Origin of the sequence: Dokdonella sp. (assembly GCF_051958935.1) — a bacterium.
Classification (GTDB): Bacteria; Pseudomonadota; Gammaproteobacteria; order Xanthomonadales; family Rhodanobacteraceae; genus Dokdonella_A.
In genome coordinates this window covers 1-17,885 of sequence record NZ_JBQCFP010000190.1, presented here as the reverse complement: position 1 = coordinate 17,885, position 17,885 = coordinate 1, and the positions used below count along the sequence as shown (strand labels likewise).

General features: G+C 69.1%; 16 protein-coding genes and 1 tRNA gene. 10 read left to right on the top strand and 7 right to left on the bottom strand.

Features of this window, described 5'->3' with window-relative positions; genetic code table 11:
- Positions 1–45: 45 nt before the first annotated feature.
- The 5 genes from ACTHK2_RS17510 to ACTHK2_RS17490 all read right to left on the bottom strand — a co-directional run bounded on the left by ACTHK2_RS17510 (position 46) and on the right by ACTHK2_RS17490 (position 6,559).
- Positions 46–1,896, bottom strand: coding sequence for an SLC13 family permease (locus ACTHK2_RS17510; protein ID WP_440247023.1), 1,851 nt, complete (start codon positions 1,894–1,896; stop codon positions 46–48).
- 135 nt (positions 1,897–2,031) lie between these two features.
- On the bottom strand, positions 2,032–2,730 hold the full coding sequence (trmB, locus tag ACTHK2_RS17505; RefSeq protein WP_440247022.1) for a tRNA (guanosine(46)-N7)-methyltransferase TrmB: 699 nt from the start codon (positions 2,728–2,730) through the stop codon (positions 2,032–2,034).
- Between the two features lie 81 nt (positions 2,731–2,811).
- Positions 2,812–3,615 (bottom strand): thiazole synthase, encoded by an 804-nt coding sequence (locus tag ACTHK2_RS17500; protein WP_440247021.1) that lies wholly within the window; start codon positions 3,613–3,615, stop codon positions 2,812–2,814.
- 100 nt (positions 3,616–3,715) lie between these two features.
- Entirely contained in the window at positions 3,716–3,916 is a 201-nt protein-coding gene (gene thiS / locus ACTHK2_RS17495; protein WP_440247020.1) for a sulfur carrier protein ThiS, read from the bottom strand.
- A 300-nt stretch (positions 3,917–4,216) separates the two neighbouring features.
- Positions 4,217–6,559 (bottom strand): DUF6600 domain-containing protein, encoded by a 2,343-nt coding sequence (locus ACTHK2_RS17490; protein WP_440247019.1) that lies wholly within the window; start codon positions 6,557–6,559, stop codon positions 4,217–4,219.
- Between the two features lie 279 nt (positions 6,560–6,838).
- Here ACTHK2_RS17490 and ACTHK2_RS17485 point away from each other — a divergent pair.
- The 10 genes from ACTHK2_RS17485 to ACTHK2_RS17440 all read left to right on the top strand — a co-directional run bounded on the left by ACTHK2_RS17485 (position 6,839) and on the right by ACTHK2_RS17440 (position 15,979).
- Positions 6,839–6,912 (top strand) — tRNA-Gly (locus ACTHK2_RS17485).
- 111 nt (positions 6,913–7,023) lie between these two features.
- Positions 7,024–7,509 (top strand): ATP-dependent zinc protease family protein, encoded by a 486-nt coding sequence (locus ACTHK2_RS17480; protein ID WP_440247018.1) that lies wholly within the window; start codon positions 7,024–7,026, stop codon positions 7,507–7,509.
- Complete coding sequence (rimK, locus tag ACTHK2_RS17475; RefSeq protein ID WP_440247017.1) at positions 7,506–8,420, top strand: 30S ribosomal protein S6--L-glutamate ligase; 915 nt, start codon at positions 7,506–7,508, stop codon at positions 8,418–8,420. Before ACTHK2_RS17480 ends, rimK begins: the two co-directional genes overlap by 4 nt.
- A 121-nt stretch (positions 8,421–8,541) precedes the next feature.
- Complete coding sequence (locus tag ACTHK2_RS17470; protein ID WP_440247016.1) at positions 8,542–9,180, top strand: hypothetical protein; 639 nt, start codon at positions 8,542–8,544, stop codon at positions 9,178–9,180.
- A gap of 108 nt (positions 9,181–9,288) precedes the next feature.
- The gene (locus tag ACTHK2_RS17465) at positions 9,289–9,774 is read left to right on the top strand and encodes a hypothetical protein (RefSeq protein WP_440247015.1); all 486 of its coding nucleotides are present in this window, start codon (positions 9,289–9,291) and stop codon (positions 9,772–9,774) included.
- Positions 9,775–9,882: 108 nt separating this feature from the next.
- Entirely contained in the window at positions 9,883–10,278 is a 396-nt protein-coding gene (locus tag ACTHK2_RS17460; protein ID WP_440247014.1) for a BlaI/MecI/CopY family transcriptional regulator, read from the top strand.
- Positions 10,275–12,077: a TonB family protein gene (locus ACTHK2_RS17455; protein WP_440247013.1), complete on the top strand. Its 1,803-nt coding sequence runs from the start codon at positions 10,275–10,277 to the stop codon at positions 12,075–12,077. Before ACTHK2_RS17460 ends, ACTHK2_RS17455 begins: the two co-directional genes overlap by 4 nt.
- 405 nt (positions 12,078–12,482) lie before the next feature.
- Positions 12,483–13,169, top strand: coding sequence for a response regulator transcription factor (locus tag ACTHK2_RS17450; protein ID WP_131992204.1), 687 nt, complete (start codon positions 12,483–12,485; stop codon positions 13,167–13,169).
- Positions 13,153–14,445, top strand: a complete 1,293-nt coding sequence (locus tag ACTHK2_RS17445) for a sensor histidine kinase (RefSeq protein WP_440247012.1) — start codon at positions 13,153–13,155, stop codon at positions 14,443–14,445. Before ACTHK2_RS17450 ends, ACTHK2_RS17445 begins: the two co-directional genes overlap by 17 nt.
- An 88-nt stretch (positions 14,446–14,533) precedes the next feature.
- Positions 14,534–15,979 carry a choice-of-anchor Q domain-containing protein gene (locus ACTHK2_RS17440; RefSeq protein ID WP_440247011.1) on the top strand — a complete coding sequence of 482 codons (1,446 nt, stop codon included), beginning with the start codon at positions 14,534–14,536 and terminating at the stop codon, positions 15,977–15,979.
- A gap of 89 nt (positions 15,980–16,068) precedes the next feature.
- On the opposite strand, the gene ACTHK2_RS17435 is transcribed toward ACTHK2_RS17440, so the two are convergent.
- Together ACTHK2_RS17435 and ACTHK2_RS17430 are read right to left on the bottom strand one after the other, a co-directional pair.
- Positions 16,069–16,986: a branched-chain amino acid transaminase gene (locus ACTHK2_RS17435; RefSeq protein WP_440247010.1), complete on the bottom strand. Its 918-nt coding sequence runs from the start codon at positions 16,984–16,986 to the stop codon at positions 16,069–16,071.
- Positions 16,987–17,043: 57 nt separating this feature from the next.
- Positions 17,044–17,538: a hypothetical protein gene (locus tag ACTHK2_RS17430; protein WP_440247009.1), complete on the bottom strand. Its 495-nt coding sequence runs from the start codon at positions 17,536–17,538 to the stop codon at positions 17,044–17,046.
- Positions 17,539–17,885: the final 347 nt, after the last annotated feature.

Here is a 17,885-nt window from a genome sequence, read left to right as displayed (position 1 = left end):
GAAGGCCCAGTCTAGCGGAGATCGCGACCGCGCGTAGCGCTCCGGTCAGGCGCGGCCGAACCAGAAATTCACGCTGACCAGCAGGATCACGAGCATGAGCAGCGTCAACGGGATGCCGACGCGCAGGAAGTCGCGCGCGCGATAGCCGCCGGGGCCGCTGACGATCGTGATGACCGGGTTCGCGCTCGGCAGGATGAACGCGTTCGAGGTCGACACCGCGACGACGAGCGCGTACAGCGCCGGGTTGCCGCCCGAGGCGAGCGCGACGTTGATCGCCATCGGCACCATCATCACGGTCGCGCCGACGTTCGACACCACTTGGGCGATCAGCAGCGTGAGCACGGCGACGACCGCCTGCAGTCCCCATTGCGGCCACTCGCCGAGGTACTTCAGCACCTCCTGCGCGATCCATGCGGCGGCACCGGTCGAATCCATCGCGGCGCCGAGCGGGATCAGGCAGGCCAGCGTGAAGATCGTCTTCCAGTTGATCGCGCCGTAGGCCTCGTCCATGTTGAGCACGCCGCTGAGCAGCATGCCGACGGCACCGACGAGCATCGCGACCGACAGCCTGAGGTCGGTGAAGAGGCCGAGCCCCATTGCGACCGCGAAGAACGTCGCCGCGTGCCAGATCTTGCTCGGCCGGTGTTCTTCCTTCGGGTAATCGGTCACGACGACGAAATCGCGCGACTCGGCCGTTTGCGCGAGGTCGCGCCAGAAGCTGTGCAGCACGAGCGTGTCGCCGGGCCGCAGCGCGACCTGCCGCACGTCCTCGCGGAAAACCTGCTCGCCGCGGTTCACCGCGAGCACCGAGATCGCATAGGTCTTGCGCAGGCGCAGCTCGCCGACGGTCTTCTTGATCCAGGTGGAGTTCGGCGGGATCACGACCTCGGAAATGCCCGCGCGCGCGGGGTTGAACAGGTCGGCGAAATTGCGCAGGCGCGACTGCACCTGGCACAGCTGCACGTTCGCGAAGTCGTTCACCGCCTCGCGCTTGCCGAGCACGCCGAGCACGCTGCCGACCCAGATCATCTGGTCCGCCGGCGGCGCGAGGCGCGCCTCGCTGCCGGTCTTCAACGCGAGGATCAGCGGCGCGCCACGCAGCTGCTCGACTTCCGCCACGCTCATGCCGACCAGCGGGCTGTCGGTGGTGACGGTGAGTTCCAGCACCTCGCCGTCGATGCCGTAGGTTTCGGCGAAGTAGGTCTCGGTGCGTCCCGGCGTGACCTTCTGCCGGTCCTCATCGCCGGGCAGCAGGCGGCGCGTGAACAGCGCGAAGTAGGCGAGCCCGCCGAGCAGCAGCGGCACGCCGACCGGGGCGATCGCGAACAGGGTGAATGTCTGGATCGTCTGCGCGCCCGGCGGCAGGTTGCGGTTCGCGCTCGCGATGAGGTCGTTGAGCAGGATCAGCGGCGAGTTGGAAATCATCGTCGTGTTCGTGCCGCACAGGATCATGCACGCCATCGGCAGCAGCAGCCGCTTCAGCGGCAGGCCGGTGCGCGCGCTGACGCGGCTGACCACGGGCAGGAACAGCGCCGACAGCGCCTGGCTCTGGATGACCGAGGACAGGCTGCCGACCATCGCGTTGACGAGCAGCGACACGCGGCCCTCGACACCGCCGGCGAGGCGCAGGATGAACGAGGCCGCCTTGTTCAGGACGCCGGTGCGATCGAGGCCGGCGCCCATGATCATCACCGCGATCAACGAGATCACCGCGTTGCCGGCGAAGCCGTCGAACAGCTGGTCCACCGGCAGCAGGCGGGTGATGCCGATCAACACGATCACGAGCAGGGCGACGAGGTCGGCGCGGATCCACTCGAGCACCAGCATGAGTACCGTGAACGCGAGCAGGGCGAACACGAGCGCCATGTTGGTGGTGAGGGTCAGGCCGGCGTCCATTCGGGGCTTGCAATCACTCGAGGTGCGTCGAACCGCGCTTCCCGGCGCGGCGTGGCGGCGAAACGTCGCGGGCATGGCGCCGCGCGCCTGCTGCCGCGGCATTCGCTGCGGTCGTTCCGTCCGCGTCAGTCACGCTCAGGTTCGTACATGGACGAAATCCCATACGCCATGGCCGAGTCGCAGGCCGCGGCGTTCGAAATGCGTTTCGATGCGCCACGGCGGGCGGACGGCCGGATCGGCATGCCCGGCATCGACGCGCCAGTCTGGCGCGGCGGCGAGCACGTCCCGCATATGCTCGGCATAGTCGGCCCAGTCGGTCGCCAAATGCAAGCGTCCCCCCGGTACGACGCGGCTCGCGAGCAGCGCGAGGAAGGCCGGCTGCACGAGCCGGCGCTTGTTGTGGCGCTTCTTGTGCCACGGGTCGGGGAAGTAGATGCGCACTTCGGCGAGCGAGGCCGGCGCGATCCCGCGCTCGAGCACTTCGACGGCGTCGTGGTTGTACAGGCGCACGTTGTCGACCCCGGCATCGGCGAGCGCATTCATGAGCCGGCCGACGCCGGGCCGATGCACCTCGACGCCGATGAAATCGCGCGCGGGTTCGGCCTGCGCCGAATGCAGCAGCTGCTCGCCGTTGCCGAAGCCGATCTCGAGCACGCGCCCGGCATGGCGGCCGAACAGCGCGTCGAGGTCGCGCGGCGCGCTCGCGCCCGCGTCGAAATCGATGCCGTAGCGCGCCCAGTGTTCGTCGAAGGCGCGCTGCTGCGCGGTCGTGAAGCGACCCTGGCGCAGCACGAAGCTGCGGATGCGCCGATCGTGGCGGGCCGACTCATCCATGCGGAACGATGTGCGCGACGCAGATGGGACGAGAGGCCGGAAGAGGGCGCCCGCGGCGCTTCGCGATCACGGTCGAGCGCACTAGATGAGTCCCTCGACCGGACTCGATGCGGACGCGAAGCGCTTGCGCGGAATGCGCCCCGCGCGGAACGCCGCACGGCCCGCCTCGACGGCGAGTTTCATCGCATGTGCCATCAGCACGGGATCCTTCGCGCCCGCGATCGCGGTGTTCATGAGCACGCCGTCGCAGCCGAGCTCCATCGCGATCGCGGCATCCGACGCGGTGCCGACGCCGGCGTCGACGATGATCGGCACCTTCGCGTTGTCGACGATCTCGAGCAGGTTCCAGCGATTCTGCACGCCGAGGCCGGAGCCGATCGGCGCGGCGAGCGGCATCACCGCGACGCAGCCGATCTCCTCGAGGCGGCGGGCGAGGATCGGGTCGTCGCTCGTGTAGACCATCACGTGGAATCCCTCGCGCACGAGCGTCTCCGCCGCGGCGAGCGTCTGCACGACATCCGGGAACAGCGTCTTCTGGTCGCCGAGGACTTCGAGCTTGACCAGGGTGTGGCCATCGAGCAGTTCGCGCGCGAGGCGGCAGGTGCGCACGGCGTCGTCGGCGGTGTAGCAGCCCGCCGTGTTCGGCAGGATCGTGTAGCGATCCGGTGGCAGCACGTCGAGCAGGTTCGGCGCGTCGCGATCCTGGCCGATGTTCGTGCGCCGCACCGCGACGGTGACGATCTGCGCGCCCGCGGCCTCGGTCGCGCGCTGCGTCTCGTCGAGGTCCTTGAACTTGCCCGTGCCCGTCAGCAGGCGCGAACGATATGGCTTGCCCGCGATGACGAGCGTGTCGGTGGCGAGCGGCGATTGGGCAAGCGTGTTCATGGCGGCGGCATCGGCTGGGTCGAACGCAGCATTTTCGCCGATTTCGGGCCGCGCATGCGCGGCCCCGCGCGCCTGCGTCGGGCGCATCATCGCGCGAGGCTCAACCGCCGCCGATCGCGTGCACGATCTCGACGCGATCGCCGTCGGCGAGGCGAACCTCGGCATGGCGGCTGCGCGGAACGATCTCGCGGTTGACCTCGACCGCGATGCGCCTGGCGGCGTAGCCGGACTCGTCGAGGAGTTGCGCGAGCGTGCAGGTGTCGGCGACTTCGCGCGAGTCGCCGTTGAGGAGGATGTTCATGCGGGGGATTGTAACGGCGCGTCGCGGCGATGCCGCGGGTCGTGGGGGCTTTGGCCGCCTTCCCACTGCTCTGGACAGTGTCGACGGGGGTGAGACGCCCGCCGCATCAGGGTACTTTCGAAGGCCGGTGCCGTGGCCACGTTCCACCCGCATCGGCAGCGAGCGCGCTCGCGCCGCAGAGGAGCCGGATTCCGGCTTCCAATGACGGCGTTGCTTACCTCGGCATCGAAGGCCGCATCCCGACTGAGTCAAAAAAGACGCCGCGCACGAGGCGCGGCGTCCGGTCTCATCGCCATCGGCTCAGCGGCGGCGGTTGTCGTCGTCCTTCTTGTCGTCCTGGCGGCGCTCCTGCGGTTGCGAACGCTGCTGCGGTTCCTGGCGCTGCGGCGCCGGGCGCGCCTCGCGCTGCGGCGGCGCTTGGCGCATCTGCGGCGCCTCGCGCACTTCGCGCTGCGGTGGTGCCTGGCGCATCTGCGGGGCCTCGCGCACTTCGCGTTGCGGCGGAGCCTGGCGCATCTGCGGGGCCTCGCGCACTTCGCGCTGCGGCGGAGCCTGGCGCATCTGCGGAGCCTCGCGCAACTCGCGCTGCGGCGGAGCCTGGCGCATCTGCGGCGCTTCACGCGTTTCACGCTGCGGCGGAGCCTGGCGCATCTGCGGCGCTTCACGCGTTTCGCGCTGCGGCGTCGCCTGGCGCATCTGCGGCGCTTCACGCGTTTCGCGCTGCGGCGTCTGGCGCATCGGCGGCGCCTCGCGGGTTTCGCGCTGCGGTGCCTGGCGCGGCTGCGGCGTCTCGCGCGTTTCGCGCTGCGGCAGCGCCTGGCGCTGCGGCGCGGCGTTGCCACGGTCCTGCGCCGGCGTCGAGCGGTCGCCGTGCGGGGCGAAGCGCGACGACGGGAGGCCGCGTTCCTGCTGCGGTGTACGCACGGTGTCGCCGCGCTGCACGGCGTTGCCTGCGTTCCCCGGTGCGTTCACCGGCCCGCGCGTATTCCCCGGCACGGCGCGCTCCGCCGCCGGCGTGCGTGCAGCGGCAGCGCCACGCGTCGGCAGCGGCTGCGGCGGCGTCGCGCCCCGGCCCTGGCCGACCACCTGCACGCGCTGGGCGACGGCGCTCTCGGCGGCCGGGCGGCGCGCGGCGAGCTGGCGCTGCTCGTCACGTGCGAGCGGCTGCGCGTTGTTGCGCTGGATCGCCTGCACGCGCGCGGCGGTGGCGACCGGCTGCGGCGGCGGCGCGGTGCGCGCGATCACGCGGCGATCGACCGCCGCGGCCTGCGGCGTCGCCCGTGCACGCTGCGCATTGGCGGCGACGAAGCTCGCCTGCGTCGGCGCGATCGCGAGGCGGCTCGCCACCTGCGCATTGCGCAACTGCGCCGGGTTGACCTGCACGCGCGCTTCGCCGACCGGACGGGCACCGACGAACACGTCACGCGACACTGCGGTGACGGCCTGCACATTGTTGCGATAGGCGTACTCGGCGTTGACGATCGGGCGACCGGCCGAGTAGTTGTTGTACACGTTCGTGATGTAGGTGTTGTTGATCACGGTCGTGTTGCGCACGTTGACGTTGTGGAAGTAACCGCGCGAGGCGCGGTACCACGGCACGTAGACGTCACGCGGGCCGAGCGGGAACCACCCGACCGGGCCGCCGCCGCCGATGGAGATGTTGGCGCCCCAGCCGCTGCCGCCGACGAAGGCCACCAGGGCCGGTGCGTACACCGCCCGCACGTGGCGCGGACCCGGGCACCAGCCCCAGCGGTTGCGCGCGTAGACCCAGCGACCGTAATGGAACGGCGCGAAGCCCCACGACGCGTTGTCGATCCAGGTCCATCCCCATGGGTCGACCCACGACCAGTGGCCGTACCGGTAGGGCGCCCAGCCGACCGATACCGAGGTCGGATACCAGACGCTGCCGTATTCGCGATCGTCTTCCCACGAGCCGGCATCGTCGAGGTCGGCATATCCGATCATGTCCTCGGCGACGTAGCGGCTCGACACCGAGCGTTGGTAGCGCTGGTTGCGCGAGGCGACCCAGTTGTCGAAATCGTCGGCGCGCGGCAGGTCGAGCACTTCGTAGTCGCGCAGCGCGGAATCGTTGAAGCGGTACGAATTGCCCGCGCGAACGCTGTAGCTCGCGTTGTTCTCGCCGTAGACGTCGCCGCCGCCGTCGAACACGGTGACCATCGTCGAGTCGCCCTGCGGGGCGATGTCGATGCGGTACTCACCCGGCTCGTTGACGACGAACGCGAGGGTGGGGGTATCCACCTCGTAGCTCTCGCCGCGTTCGAGCCGGCGCACGCGCAGGTTCAACACGCCTTCGGTGAGCTCGATCTGCGCGATCTCATCGTCGAGGTTGAGCAGGTTGAAGGTGGTGCGCTCGTCGATGCGCATGACCGCCGCGCCGACTTCGAACTCGGCGCGTGAATCGCGATCGGTATAGACCTTGTCGCCGGTGCCGAGCGGGCGGTTCAACGACGCCTCGACCCAGCGCTCGTCGCCGGCCGGCTGGAAGCTCACTTCACCGCGCAGGAACCCGACGCGCGCGACACGCTCGGGTGGGTCCGCCAACGCAGCGCTCGCAAACGCGCCGAGCACGGTTGCCAGTGCGGCGGCGCACCACGCACGTGGAAAGAAACGCTTCGTGTACATCGATGGTCTCCATGGAGCCTACGCCGACCCCGGCCGCGGTGGGACCGTTATTCCCCCAGTGCATCGGCCGCCCGAGGTCGACAGGCCGGGAACAGTATCCGCCGAACGAGGCTGAATGCCGACTTTCCGCGCGGCCCGTGCTTACGCTTCCTCAAAACGGCGCTGAACCTGCGTTCAGCCTGCCGGCGCGCCCCGTGGCGTGGGCCGCTTGTCGGCGTGCGGCGCCACGGCTACGCTTCGCCGACGCCGGGTGCGCGGCACGCGTATCGCCGGTCCTGCGCGGGTGTAGCTCAATGGTAGAGCTGTAGCTTCCCAAGCTACTGACGAGGGTTCGATTCCCTTCACCCGCTCCATCCGATTGCGATCGGCGCCACGCCGACACGCCGTTTCCCATGCACGCGAGCCGGTTCGCCCGGTATCGATGCGCGCCGTCCGAGGTTCCGCACGTGCCCCGCCAAGACGCCATGCCCATCGCCGCGTCGCCCGCCGCCGACCGCATCAGCCTGGGCTGGCGCGAACGGGCCGGCCTGCCGGGCCTCGGCATCGCTTCGATCAAGGCCAAGCTCGACAGCGGTGCGCGATCGTCGTCGCTGCACGTCGAGGCGATCGAGACGTTCCATGCGGACGGCGTGCTGCAGGTCCGCTTTCGCGTGCGCCTGCGGCGCCGGCTCGATCGTTACGTCGCGTGCACGGCGCCCGTGCTCGACCGTCGCCACGTCACCGATTCGGGCGGGCATCGCAACGAGCGCTGGTTCATCGCGACCGAGGTCGAGATCGCCGGCCATCGCTACACAACCGAAATGAACCTGACCGATCGCGGTGCGATGCTGTTCCCGCTGCTGCTCGGGCGCTCGGCCCTCGCCGGGCGGTTCCGCATCGATCCCGACCTTTCCTACACCTGCCCGCGCCCGGCGCGGGCGCCGACCGGGCCATCGCCGCTCCGCGCATGAAGATCGCCATCCTGTCGCGCAACGCGCGCCTGTATTCCACCCTCCGCCTGGTCGAGGCCGCGCGTGCGCGCGGCCACAGCGTGCGCGTGCTCGACCCACTGCGCTGCTACATGCGCATCGCCGCCGGTGCCTTCGAGATCCACTGCAAGGGACGCGCGCTGCGCGGCTTCGACGCGGTGATCCCGCGCATCGGCGCCTCGATCACGTTCTACGGCACGGCCGTCGTGCGCCAGTTCGAGATGATGGGCGTGTACACGCCCAATTCCTCCGACGCGATCCTGCGTGCGCGCGACAAGCTGCGTTCGCTGCAACTGCTCGCGCGCGAAGGCATCGAGCTGCCCGTGACGGTGTTCGGCGACAACCCCGATGACACGCGCGACCTGCTGACGATGCTCGGCGAGCCGCCGCACGTGATCAAGCTCAATGAAGGCGCGCAGGGGCAGGGCGTGATGCTCGCGGAGAAACGCGGCGCCGCGCTTGGCATGATCGAAGCGTTCCGCAGCCTCTATGCGAACTTCCTCGTGCAGGAGTTCATCCGCGAGGCGGACGGTGCGGACCTGCGCTGCTTCGTGGTCGGCGACGAAGTCGTCGCGGCGATGCGCCGGCAGGCGCCGGAAGGCGACTTCCGCGCGAACATCCACCGCGGCGGCAGCGCGACCGCGGTGACCCTGTCGGCCACCGAGCGGGAGACCGCCTTGCGTGCGGCGCGCGTGATGGGGCTCGGCGTGGCCGGCGTCGACCTGCTGCGCTCGGCGCGGGGCCCGCTCGTGCTCGAGGTCAACTCCTCGCCCGGGCTGGAAGGAATCGAGGCGGCGAGCGGGGTCGACGTCGCCGGTGCGATCGTCGAGTACCTGCAGCGCGGGCGCGGTGCCGCGGCGCGCCCGCGCCGCCGTCCAGCACGAAAAAAATAGTACGACAGGAATCGTTGACATGCGTGCGAGGGCTTCCTAGGATAGGCGCGTGCTCCTCCGCCGCCCGGCGCCGCGAGCGATCCGCGCGCGAACGCCGCGCCACGAAACAAGGGGCAATCGCATGAAACCGATCATCACGATGCTGTGCGCAGGCGCGCTGGCCTGCCTTGCGGGCACGATCCAGGCGAAGGAATCCAGTTACCGTCAGGCCACCAACGCCGACAGCGCCGATACGTTCCAGCAGGTCGTCACCTGGGTCCACGACGAGATGAAGGCGGGCGGCCGCTACGCTTCGCTCGATCCGGCCGATCGCGTGGCGCTGGATGCGAAGTTCGCTCGCATGCAGGACCTTTTCGAAAAGAACGGCTCGATCGACCGCATGCGTGCGGAAGACAAGGTCGCGTTGTACAACACGCAGGAAGAGGTCAATGCGCTGCTCGCCACGCACGACAGCGTGCTGGCCGAGCAGGCCGGTCCGGCGACGTCCCGCATGACGCGAGCCGCCGCAAAGGCGGGCCGCGAGGACGACCGCGTGATCTGCGAGCGCCGCACCAAGGTCGGTTCGCACATCATGGAAACGTACTGCCATACGTACGCCCAGGCGAAGGAAGGGCGTCGGGAGACCGAACGCCAGATGGATACCTGGGCCCATTCCCAGTGTACCGGCAGCACGCCCGGTCGCGGCGGCGAAGGCGGATGCGGCCTGCCGCGCATGCGCAACGCGACGGAACGCCTCCAAGCTGCCAGCGCAGGGCGCTGAGTCGTCCCCCGACACCCGCCGCGCGGGTAACTGCATTCGGCGCTCCCGCGTCCGCCCCGCGGACGGGTCGCCTCCATCCCTCGTAACGTTTCCGGAGATCCTGTTGTGATGAAGCCCGTTCTTTCGTTCGCCTTCGCCGTCGCTTTCCTCGTGTCGCTGCCGCTCGCGGCCAAGGAAAAGGTCGATCCCGCCGTCAACGCCAGCAGCAAGTACGCGTTCGAGACGGTGTCCACCTGGGTACGCAAGCAGATGGACGCCGGCGGGCGCTATTCGTACGTGACCCCGGACGAGCGCAGCAAGGTCAATGCGCGCCTCGACGAGATGGAGCGCCTGTTCGGCGACAAGACCGAGGTGGCGCAGATGAGCGACGCCGACAAGACGGCGATGTTCAACAAGCAGGAAGAGGTCAACGCGATCCTCGCCAAGCGCGACAACGAGCGCCTGATCTGCAAGAACGAGAAGCCGATCGGCTCGAACATCCCGGTGAAGACCTGCAAGACCGCGGGTGAACTCGAAGCGCGCCGCCGCAACGACTCGCAATACCTGCAGCGCACGCAGAACACGCCTCAGCTGAAGTCCTCCGCCGGCGGCTGATCCAACCCGCCGCCCGCCCCGGATCCCGGCCGGGGCGGGCGATCTGGCAATCGGGCCGGGATCGTGTAGTCTTCTCGTACGAAAGCACTGCGAGGTCAGGTGAACGCCGTGTCCAAGACCGAAAATCTGCCCAAGCCCACCGAGGCCGAACTCGGCATCCTCAACGTGCTGTGGGAACGCGGGCCGAGCACGGTGCGCGATGTGCACGAAGCGCTCTACCGCGACGAGGGAGCCGGCTACACCACGGCGCTGAAGCTCCTGCAGATCATGCACGGCAAGGGCCTGGTGCTGCGCGACGACTCCGAGCGCGCGCACGTGTTCCGCCCGGCAGTCAGCAAGGAGCGCACGCAGAAGCGCTTCGTCGTCGACATGGTGCAGCGCGTGTTCGACGGCTCCCCCTCGCAGCTCGTGCTGCAGGCGCTCGGCGGCCGGCCGAAGGCGACGCGCGAGGAGCTCGACGAGATCCGCGCGCTGCTCGACAAGCTCGAAGGCACGCAGTCATGAGCGCCGCACTGCCGTGGATCCATGCGCTGGGTTGGACCCTGGTGCATTTTCTCTGGCAGGGACTGGTCATCGGTGCAGGCTACGCCGCCGCGCGCGCGCTGCTGCCGAAATCACATTGCAATGCCCGCTACGCCGTCGGCCTGGCCGCGCTCGCGCTGCTCGCGCTCTGGCCGCTCGCGACGCTGGTGGCGTTGCGACCGCAGGGCCCCGTCGAAGTGGCGTTCGCGCCCGTTGCCGCCGCTGGCGGCGCGGCGGTACTGGCCCAGGCCGAGGCCGCCTTCGATGTCGCAGCGAGCATCGATCGCGTGCTGCCCTGGCTGGTCCTGCTCTGGCTCGCCGGCGTGATCGGCGTCGCCGGCCGCGCGCTGCAGCAGTGGCGGCGCTTCGCGCGCATCGCGCGCCAGTGGGCCGAATCGAGCCCCGAACTGGATGCGATGCTGGTCGCGCTGACGCGTCGCTTCGGCTTCGTGCGCCGCGTGCGCGTGCTCGTCTCCGAACGCATCGATACGCCGATGCTGCTCGGCTGGCTGCGCCCGGTCGTGCTGCTGCCCACGGCGGTCGCGCTCGGTTTTCCGCGCCAGCAAGTGGAACTGATTCTCGCTCACGAACTGGGCCATCTGCGTCGTTACGACCACCTGGTCAATCTCGCCCAGGCCGTGCTCGAGACGCTGCTCTTCTACCATCCGGTCGTGCACTGGATCTCGCGCGAAGTGCGCAATGAACGCGAACTGTGCTGTGACGCGCTCGTGCTGCGCCTCGTCCGCGGCGAGCCGCGTGAATACGCGCGTACGCTCGCGGCACTCGAGGAACTGCGGCAGACGGCCGCGCCGGTCGTGCTCGCCGCGAGCGGCGGCCAGTTGATCGAGCGCGTGCGGCGCATCGTCGGCCTGCCTGCACCGCGCGCGACCGCGCAGGCGCGCCATCCCGGGCGCTGGCTGTTGATCGGCGCGGCGTTCATCGGTGCGCTGTTCGTCGCGCAACGGATCGAGCGTGCGAACCGCGTGTTCAATCCTCAGGCATTGTCGATCGACTGGATCCGCTCGACCGACATGCGCACGCTCCCGTTCGCTGCGCTGTCGCTGCCGTACGAGCGCCCGCGCCTGCGCCTTGCCAGCGTGATGCCGCCCGAGCCCGCGCCGTCGGCCGAAACGCCCGCGCCGACGACGGCAGGCCTCGCGACGGCCGCCGCGGCCGCCGTGGCCGAGCCACTGCGCGAAGTCGTTCCGGCGCCCGCCGGCGACGTCGTCGCGCCGCCGGCATCTGCGCCGGTCGCACGCGCGCCGGCCGCCGCCGTGCCGGCGACCGACGCGATCCAACAGGCCACGATGACCTCCGCGCCGGCCGCCTCCACGCCGGCGATCGCCAAGCCCGCGACCGACATCGCGTCGGCGCCGGTGGAACCCGTCGCCGCACCCGCGCCGGTGAAGGCGCCGGTCGCGACCTACGTGGTTGCGCCGAGTTTCCCGAACTACTACTCCTCGCAGAGCGGCCGCGTCGAGGCAACGTTCTCGATCGCTTCTGACGGATCGGTCAAGGACATCGAATTCCACGGCGGCCAGGACGGCGCCTTCGAGCGTGCGGCGGAACGCGCATTGCGCCAGTGGCGATTCGACCCCGCCTCGCTGCCCGACCATCCGATGCGCTACACGCAGGCATTCGTGTTCGCACCGAAGGGGCGTGGCGCGACGCATGACGAATGCGTGCAATCGCCCGGCTCCCTGATCTGCCGCGACCCGGCCGAAGGGCGGCCGGCGCAGGTTTCGAACGTGAATGCATGGCCGCCGAAGAACGGTGGTTAACGCAAGCCTCAGAGGGGCTTAACGATCGTTTAATCAATCCGTACCTATAGTCCGTCCCACTGTAGTTCTGCTCGACACTCCTAAGTCAGGTCTGGTGACTGGCAGAGTACGGTAATCGGGGCAGTAGCTTTTTGGCCCAAGCGAGGTGTGTTCCCCCAATGACACCTCCTTGGGCCATTTTCTTTTGCTTTTGCGATCATCCGTGATCGCTGCCTCGGACAGGGATCGACCCGGCATGTGGATTTTCTGCTTGCGGTCAGTCCAGAGCGGCCATCCATGGCCGCACTTCCATGAAGAGCACACGCACCGGGCGCTTGGCATTGGCCGGCGTGGCCTCATGGTGAGGAACTTCCTACGCGCCGGTGTGCTCCGCATCGGCGGATCCACGCGTTAAAGTAGATACCCATGCGCATTCTGGTCATCGAAGACAACAGCGACATCGCGGCGAACATCGGCGACTTCCTCGCCGACAAGGGCCATGTGGTCGACTTCGCGGGCGATGGCGTCACCGGGCTGCACCTCGCGGTCGTCAACGACTTCGACGTGATCGTGCTCGACCTCGGCCTGCCCGGCATGGACGGACTCGAGGTCTGCCGCAAGCTGCGCCAGGAAGCGAAGCGCCAGACGCCGGTGCTCATGCTCACCGCGCGCGATTCGCTCGACAACAAGCTCACTGGTTTCGAATCGGGCGCGGACGACTACATGGTCAAGCCGTTCGCGCTGCAGGAACTGGCCGCGCGCCTCGAAGTGCTCGGCCGTCGCGGCAAGGGCGGCAAGAGCCGCGTGCTGCAGCTGGCCGACCTCACCTACAACCTCGACACGCTGACGATCAGCCGCGCCGGCAAGCAGATCACGCTCAACCCGATCGGCCTCAAGCTGCTGCAGTCGCTGATGGAGGCGGCGCCGTCGGTGGTGACCCGCCAGGAACTCGAAACACGCGTCTGGGGCGAGGAACTGCCCGACAGCGATTCGCTGCGCGTGCACATCCACGGGCTGCGCGCCCAGATCGACAAGCCGTTCGACAAGGCGCTGATCCAGACCCGCCACGGCATCGGCTACCGCATGGTCGATCCGGATGCGCTACCGGCGTAGGCTCCGCTCACGCATCATCATCTCCTTCGCGCTGTTCGGGCTCGGCCTGACCGCGCTGTTCGCCGCCGCGACGGTGTACATGCGCACGCGCCTCGAGGACCAGCTCGTCAACACCACGCTCGAGCGCGAGCTGCGCCATTTCGTCGATTTCAAGCGCGAGAACCTCTCGCCCGACGCGCAGTTCCCGATGTCGTTGATCCAGTTGCAGATCGTGCGTGCCGGACGCACCGCGACGGTGCCGCTCGCCTGGCAGAACTTCGAGGCCGGTGTCTACGACATCGAGGACATCGGCCGCGAGGGCAAGACGCGGCCGTACAAGCTCGCCGTGTACAAGGACGGCGATTTCTGGGCGTACCTGCGTTTCGACGTGAGCACGCAGAAGCTGGGCGAACGCCAGCTGCTGACCGTGCTCGCGGCCTCGGTGCTCGCGTTCGCGGTGCTCTCGCTGGTGATCGGCTTCTGGCTGTCGGCGCGCGTGATGAGCCCGGTGATCGAGCTCGCCAACCGCGTGCGCGCGATGAGCCGCTCGGGCCGGCCGGAACTGCTCAAGGGACATTTCGCCGACGACGAAGTCGGCCAACTCGCCGCCGCGCTCGACGATTATTCGACGCGCCTGACCGAGATGGTCCAGCGCGACCGCGAGTTCAACGCGGACGTCAGCCACGAGCTGCGCACGCCGCTCGCGGTTATCGCGAGCACGACCGAACTGCTGCAGGGTTCCCCCGACCTCACCGACAAGTTGCGCGAGCGTCTCCGGCGTATCGAGCGAGCGGTACGCCAGTCGAGCGAACTCATCGACGCGCTGCTGCTGCTGTCGCGACGCGAACGGCAGGCTCCGACCGACGGCGAGACGACCGACGTTGCCCGCGTCGTCGAGCAGGTCGTCGACGCGCAGCGGCCGCACGTCGCGAACAAGCCGGTCGACGTGCGCGTCGAGATCGAGCAGCCGCTCGCGACCGTCGCTCCGTCGTCGGTCGTCGCGGTCGCACTGAGCAACCTGATCGGCAACGCGTTCAAGTACACGCAGGCCGGCGAGGTCATCGTCACGGTCGGCCACGGCCGCGTCACCGTCGAGGACACCGGTCCCGGCATCAAGCCCGAGGACGCCGACAAGCTGTTCGAGCGCGGTGTGCGCGGCACCACCGTCGGCAAGGGCGGCGGGCTCGGCCTCGCGATCGTGCGGCGCCTGTGCGAGCTCTACGGCTGGACCGTGTCGCTCGCGCCGCGGCCGCAGGGCGGTGCGACGGCGACGCTTGAATTCAATTCCCCGCGTTAGGTTTCGCGGCACTCTTTCGCGTAGCAGGCAGGACTGCGCGGCGTCGGGCCGCGAGGTATTCCGCCGACCACGACGCCGGGAGAGCGCCATGTTCGATTCGATTTCGCGCGTGCACGCATCCGCACGCCGCACGCCGCTGGGTATCGGCCTCGCCGCCGCGCTGTGCCTGGGCACGGCCATGCCGGCGGCAGCCGCCACCACCTGGACCGTCGACACCTGCGACGAGGCCGCGACCGGCAGCGGCACGACCGGTAGCCTGCGCTACGCGGCCGCGAACGCGGCCGCCGGCGACACCATCGACATGACCGCCCTCGCCTGCAGCACGATCTCGCTGACCACCGGTGCGGTCCTGCTTGCACAAGACGACATCACGCTGAAAGGCCCGGGCAGGGAGGCGCTCACCGTCTCCGGCGACAACGATTGTGTGTTCCGGCACACCGGGCACGGCGCGTTCAATCTCGAGGACCTGACGGCTGCCAACGGCTACGTCCACCCTTCCGTGGGGGCGGAAGCCAACGGCGGCTGCATCGCCTCGAACGGCAAGGCCTACTTGACGCGCGTCGGCGTGCGCGCGTGCCGTGTGTCCGCGGTCGGCGCGTCGGCGCACGGCGGAGGCGTCTACGCCCGCGAGCTCGTCTTCGCGAAGTACAGCGACATCTCCGGCAACGTCGCGACCAGCTCGGGGTCCGGCACCGTCGGCGATGGTGGCGGCATCTTCAGCTACCACGACATCTTCCTCGGCAACAGCACGGTCAGCGGCAACTCGGCGGCCGCCGGCGACGGCGGCGGCGCGCGCGCCCTGCTCGGCGATGCGACGATCGTCGCATCCACGATCTCGGGCAACATTGCGCGCCGCGGCGGCGGCATCGTCCAGCTCTACTATGCGAGCAACGCCCAGTCGTTCGCCCTGCTCGACAGCACGGTATCCGGCAACTCCGCGACCGATCGCGTCGGCGGCGTGCTGACGAATGCGGGAACGATCGACGTCAAGAACTCGACCGTGGCGTTCAACACGGCAGGTACCGCGACGGGCTCTTCGACGCACTACGCGCCGGGCTTCGCGGTTTCCGACGCCGGCGCCTACTACACCGACATCAATCACTACGGCTTCAAGGTGGTGACGCTGCAGAGCTCGGTGTTTTCGAACAATGCCTACGGCACGCCGCCGACCAGTGCGGACGACCTCGGCGTGGCGCATTTCTCCAGCATCAACCTGGTGCCGATCAGCGGGCAGGCCAACCTCGTTTTCGCGACCGAGCTGCTCGGCCTGCAGAACACGATGACGACCGGCGTATGTCCGCAGCTCGGGCCGTTGCGCGACAACGGAGGCCCGACGCAGACGCATGCGTTGTGGTGGAGCAGTCCCGCCATCGACCAGGGCAACAATACCGTCCCGTTCGCCGTGGACCAGCGCGGAGCGCCCTTCGCGCGCGTGTCCGGTGCAGCGGCCGACATCGGCGCTTACGAAGTGCAGCAGGGCGATGTCGTCTTCGTGGACGGGTTCGACGATCCACCGACGTGTTCCGGCGGATAGCGGAGCGGGTGGCCGCCGGGCGACGCCCTCGGCTTCACGGGTGAACGAGAGCGAAGAACACGCGGTTCGTCCGACTCCCGCGCTGAAGGTCACACCGGCTCGAGCCAGCCCCAGCGGTCTTCGGTCTTGCCGCTGAACAGGCCGAAGAACAATTCCTGGATGCGATGCGTCAGCGGTCCCGGCTTGCCTGCGCCGACCGGCTTGCCGTCGACCGACCGGATCGGCGTGATCTCGGCGGCGGTGCCGCACATGAAGAGCTCGTCGCAGAGATAGAGGTACTCGCGCGGAATGTCGCGCTCGACCACCTCGATGCCGTTCGCGCGCGCGAGCGTGATGAGCGTGTTGCGCGTGATGCCATTGAGCAGTGCCGCACTCACCGGCGTCGTGTGCAGCGCGCCGTCGAAGACGAGGAACAGGTTCTCGCCGGCGCCTTCGCTGAGCAGGCCGGTCGAGGCGAGCGCGATGCCTTCGCCGAAACCGAGCCGGCGCGCCTCGCGCGCGACGAGCTGGCCGGAAAGATAGTTACCGCCGGCCTTCGCGCCCGCCGGGATCGTGTTCGGCGCGAAACGCTGCCAGCTCGACACGCAGGCGTCGATGCCCTGTTCGAGCACGCCCGCGCCGAGGTAGGCGCCCATTTGCCACGCGGCGACCGCGACGTCGGTCGGCGTGTCGGCGGAAAGACCAAAGCCGCCGAGGCCGCGATAGGCGACCGGGCGCAGGTAGCCCTTGGACAAGCCATTGGCCTTGATCACCGCGCGGCACGCCGCGTTGATGTCCTCGAGCGTGTACGGGATCTGGATGTCGTAGATCTTCGCCGAGTTGAACAGGCGCTTGTTGTGCTCGGTAAGGCGAAAGATCACCGGGCCGTGCGGCGTCTCGTAGCTGCGGATGCCTTCGAACACCGACGAGCCATAGTGCAGCGCGTGCGCCATCACATGCACGGTCGCTTCGGCCCATGGCTTGATGCGCCCGTTGTGCCAGATGTGATCGGGGTAGGTCTGCGCCATGGCGTCCGGTTCCGCTGGAAAACACCGATGATACCAGTGCCGCCCACCCGCCTCATTTCACCAGCTCAGCCACCAGCAGCCGGCTTCGACTTCGATGCCGAATGCATGCTCGCGCACGCCGCCGGTGGTGTTGCTGCCCGTGCGCACGAGCAGTCCCTCGCCTTGTTCGAGCGAGAGCAACGGCTCGCGCACGAGCTCGCGCAATTCGCGCATCCGTTGCTTCGCGGCGCCACCACCGACACCCCGCCAGTGCAGCATGCCGGCGATCGCATTGGCGTCGTGGCGGGCGATCGCGGCGGCGAGGCGTTCGCGCAGGTCCTCGAATGACGCGGGACACGCGTCGGCCGGCGGTGGAGCGAGCGGATCGGCGAGCGCGCCGGCGCTGATGCCGGCCTGCTCGTTCGCATTGCACTTGAAGCCGGAAAACACGACTTCACCATGCAGGCCGATGCAGCGGTGCACGCGCTGGCCGTCGCCATCCACGTCCTGGGCGAGGGCACGCGCCGTGGCGAGGGCGATCGGGAACAGCAGTAGCCGGCACGTGATCCGCATGGCCCGAGGCTATCACCCGGCCGTGGACCGGCGCACACCGGCCCCTCTTGCGGACGCGGCGCGGCCGTGCTGTAGTGCGGCCATGACCATTCGCACCGCCCGCCTGCAGCACGTCGAGCCCGCGCCCCGCGCGTGCGCGAACCTGCGCGCGGTTGCTTCGAACAATAACGCCAGCTCGCACCGGAGGGCCGGCGTGTAGGTCGTTTGCAACATCACCGACACGAGACGAAAGCCCGCCCAGTGCGGGGCGTCGTCGTTTTGGGGGGGCCGAAGCGAGGGGGATCGCCCCCCCCACCCCCAGCCGGGCCCGCAGGCGGCGTGAAACCCACCCAGCGGGCCGGGAAGGC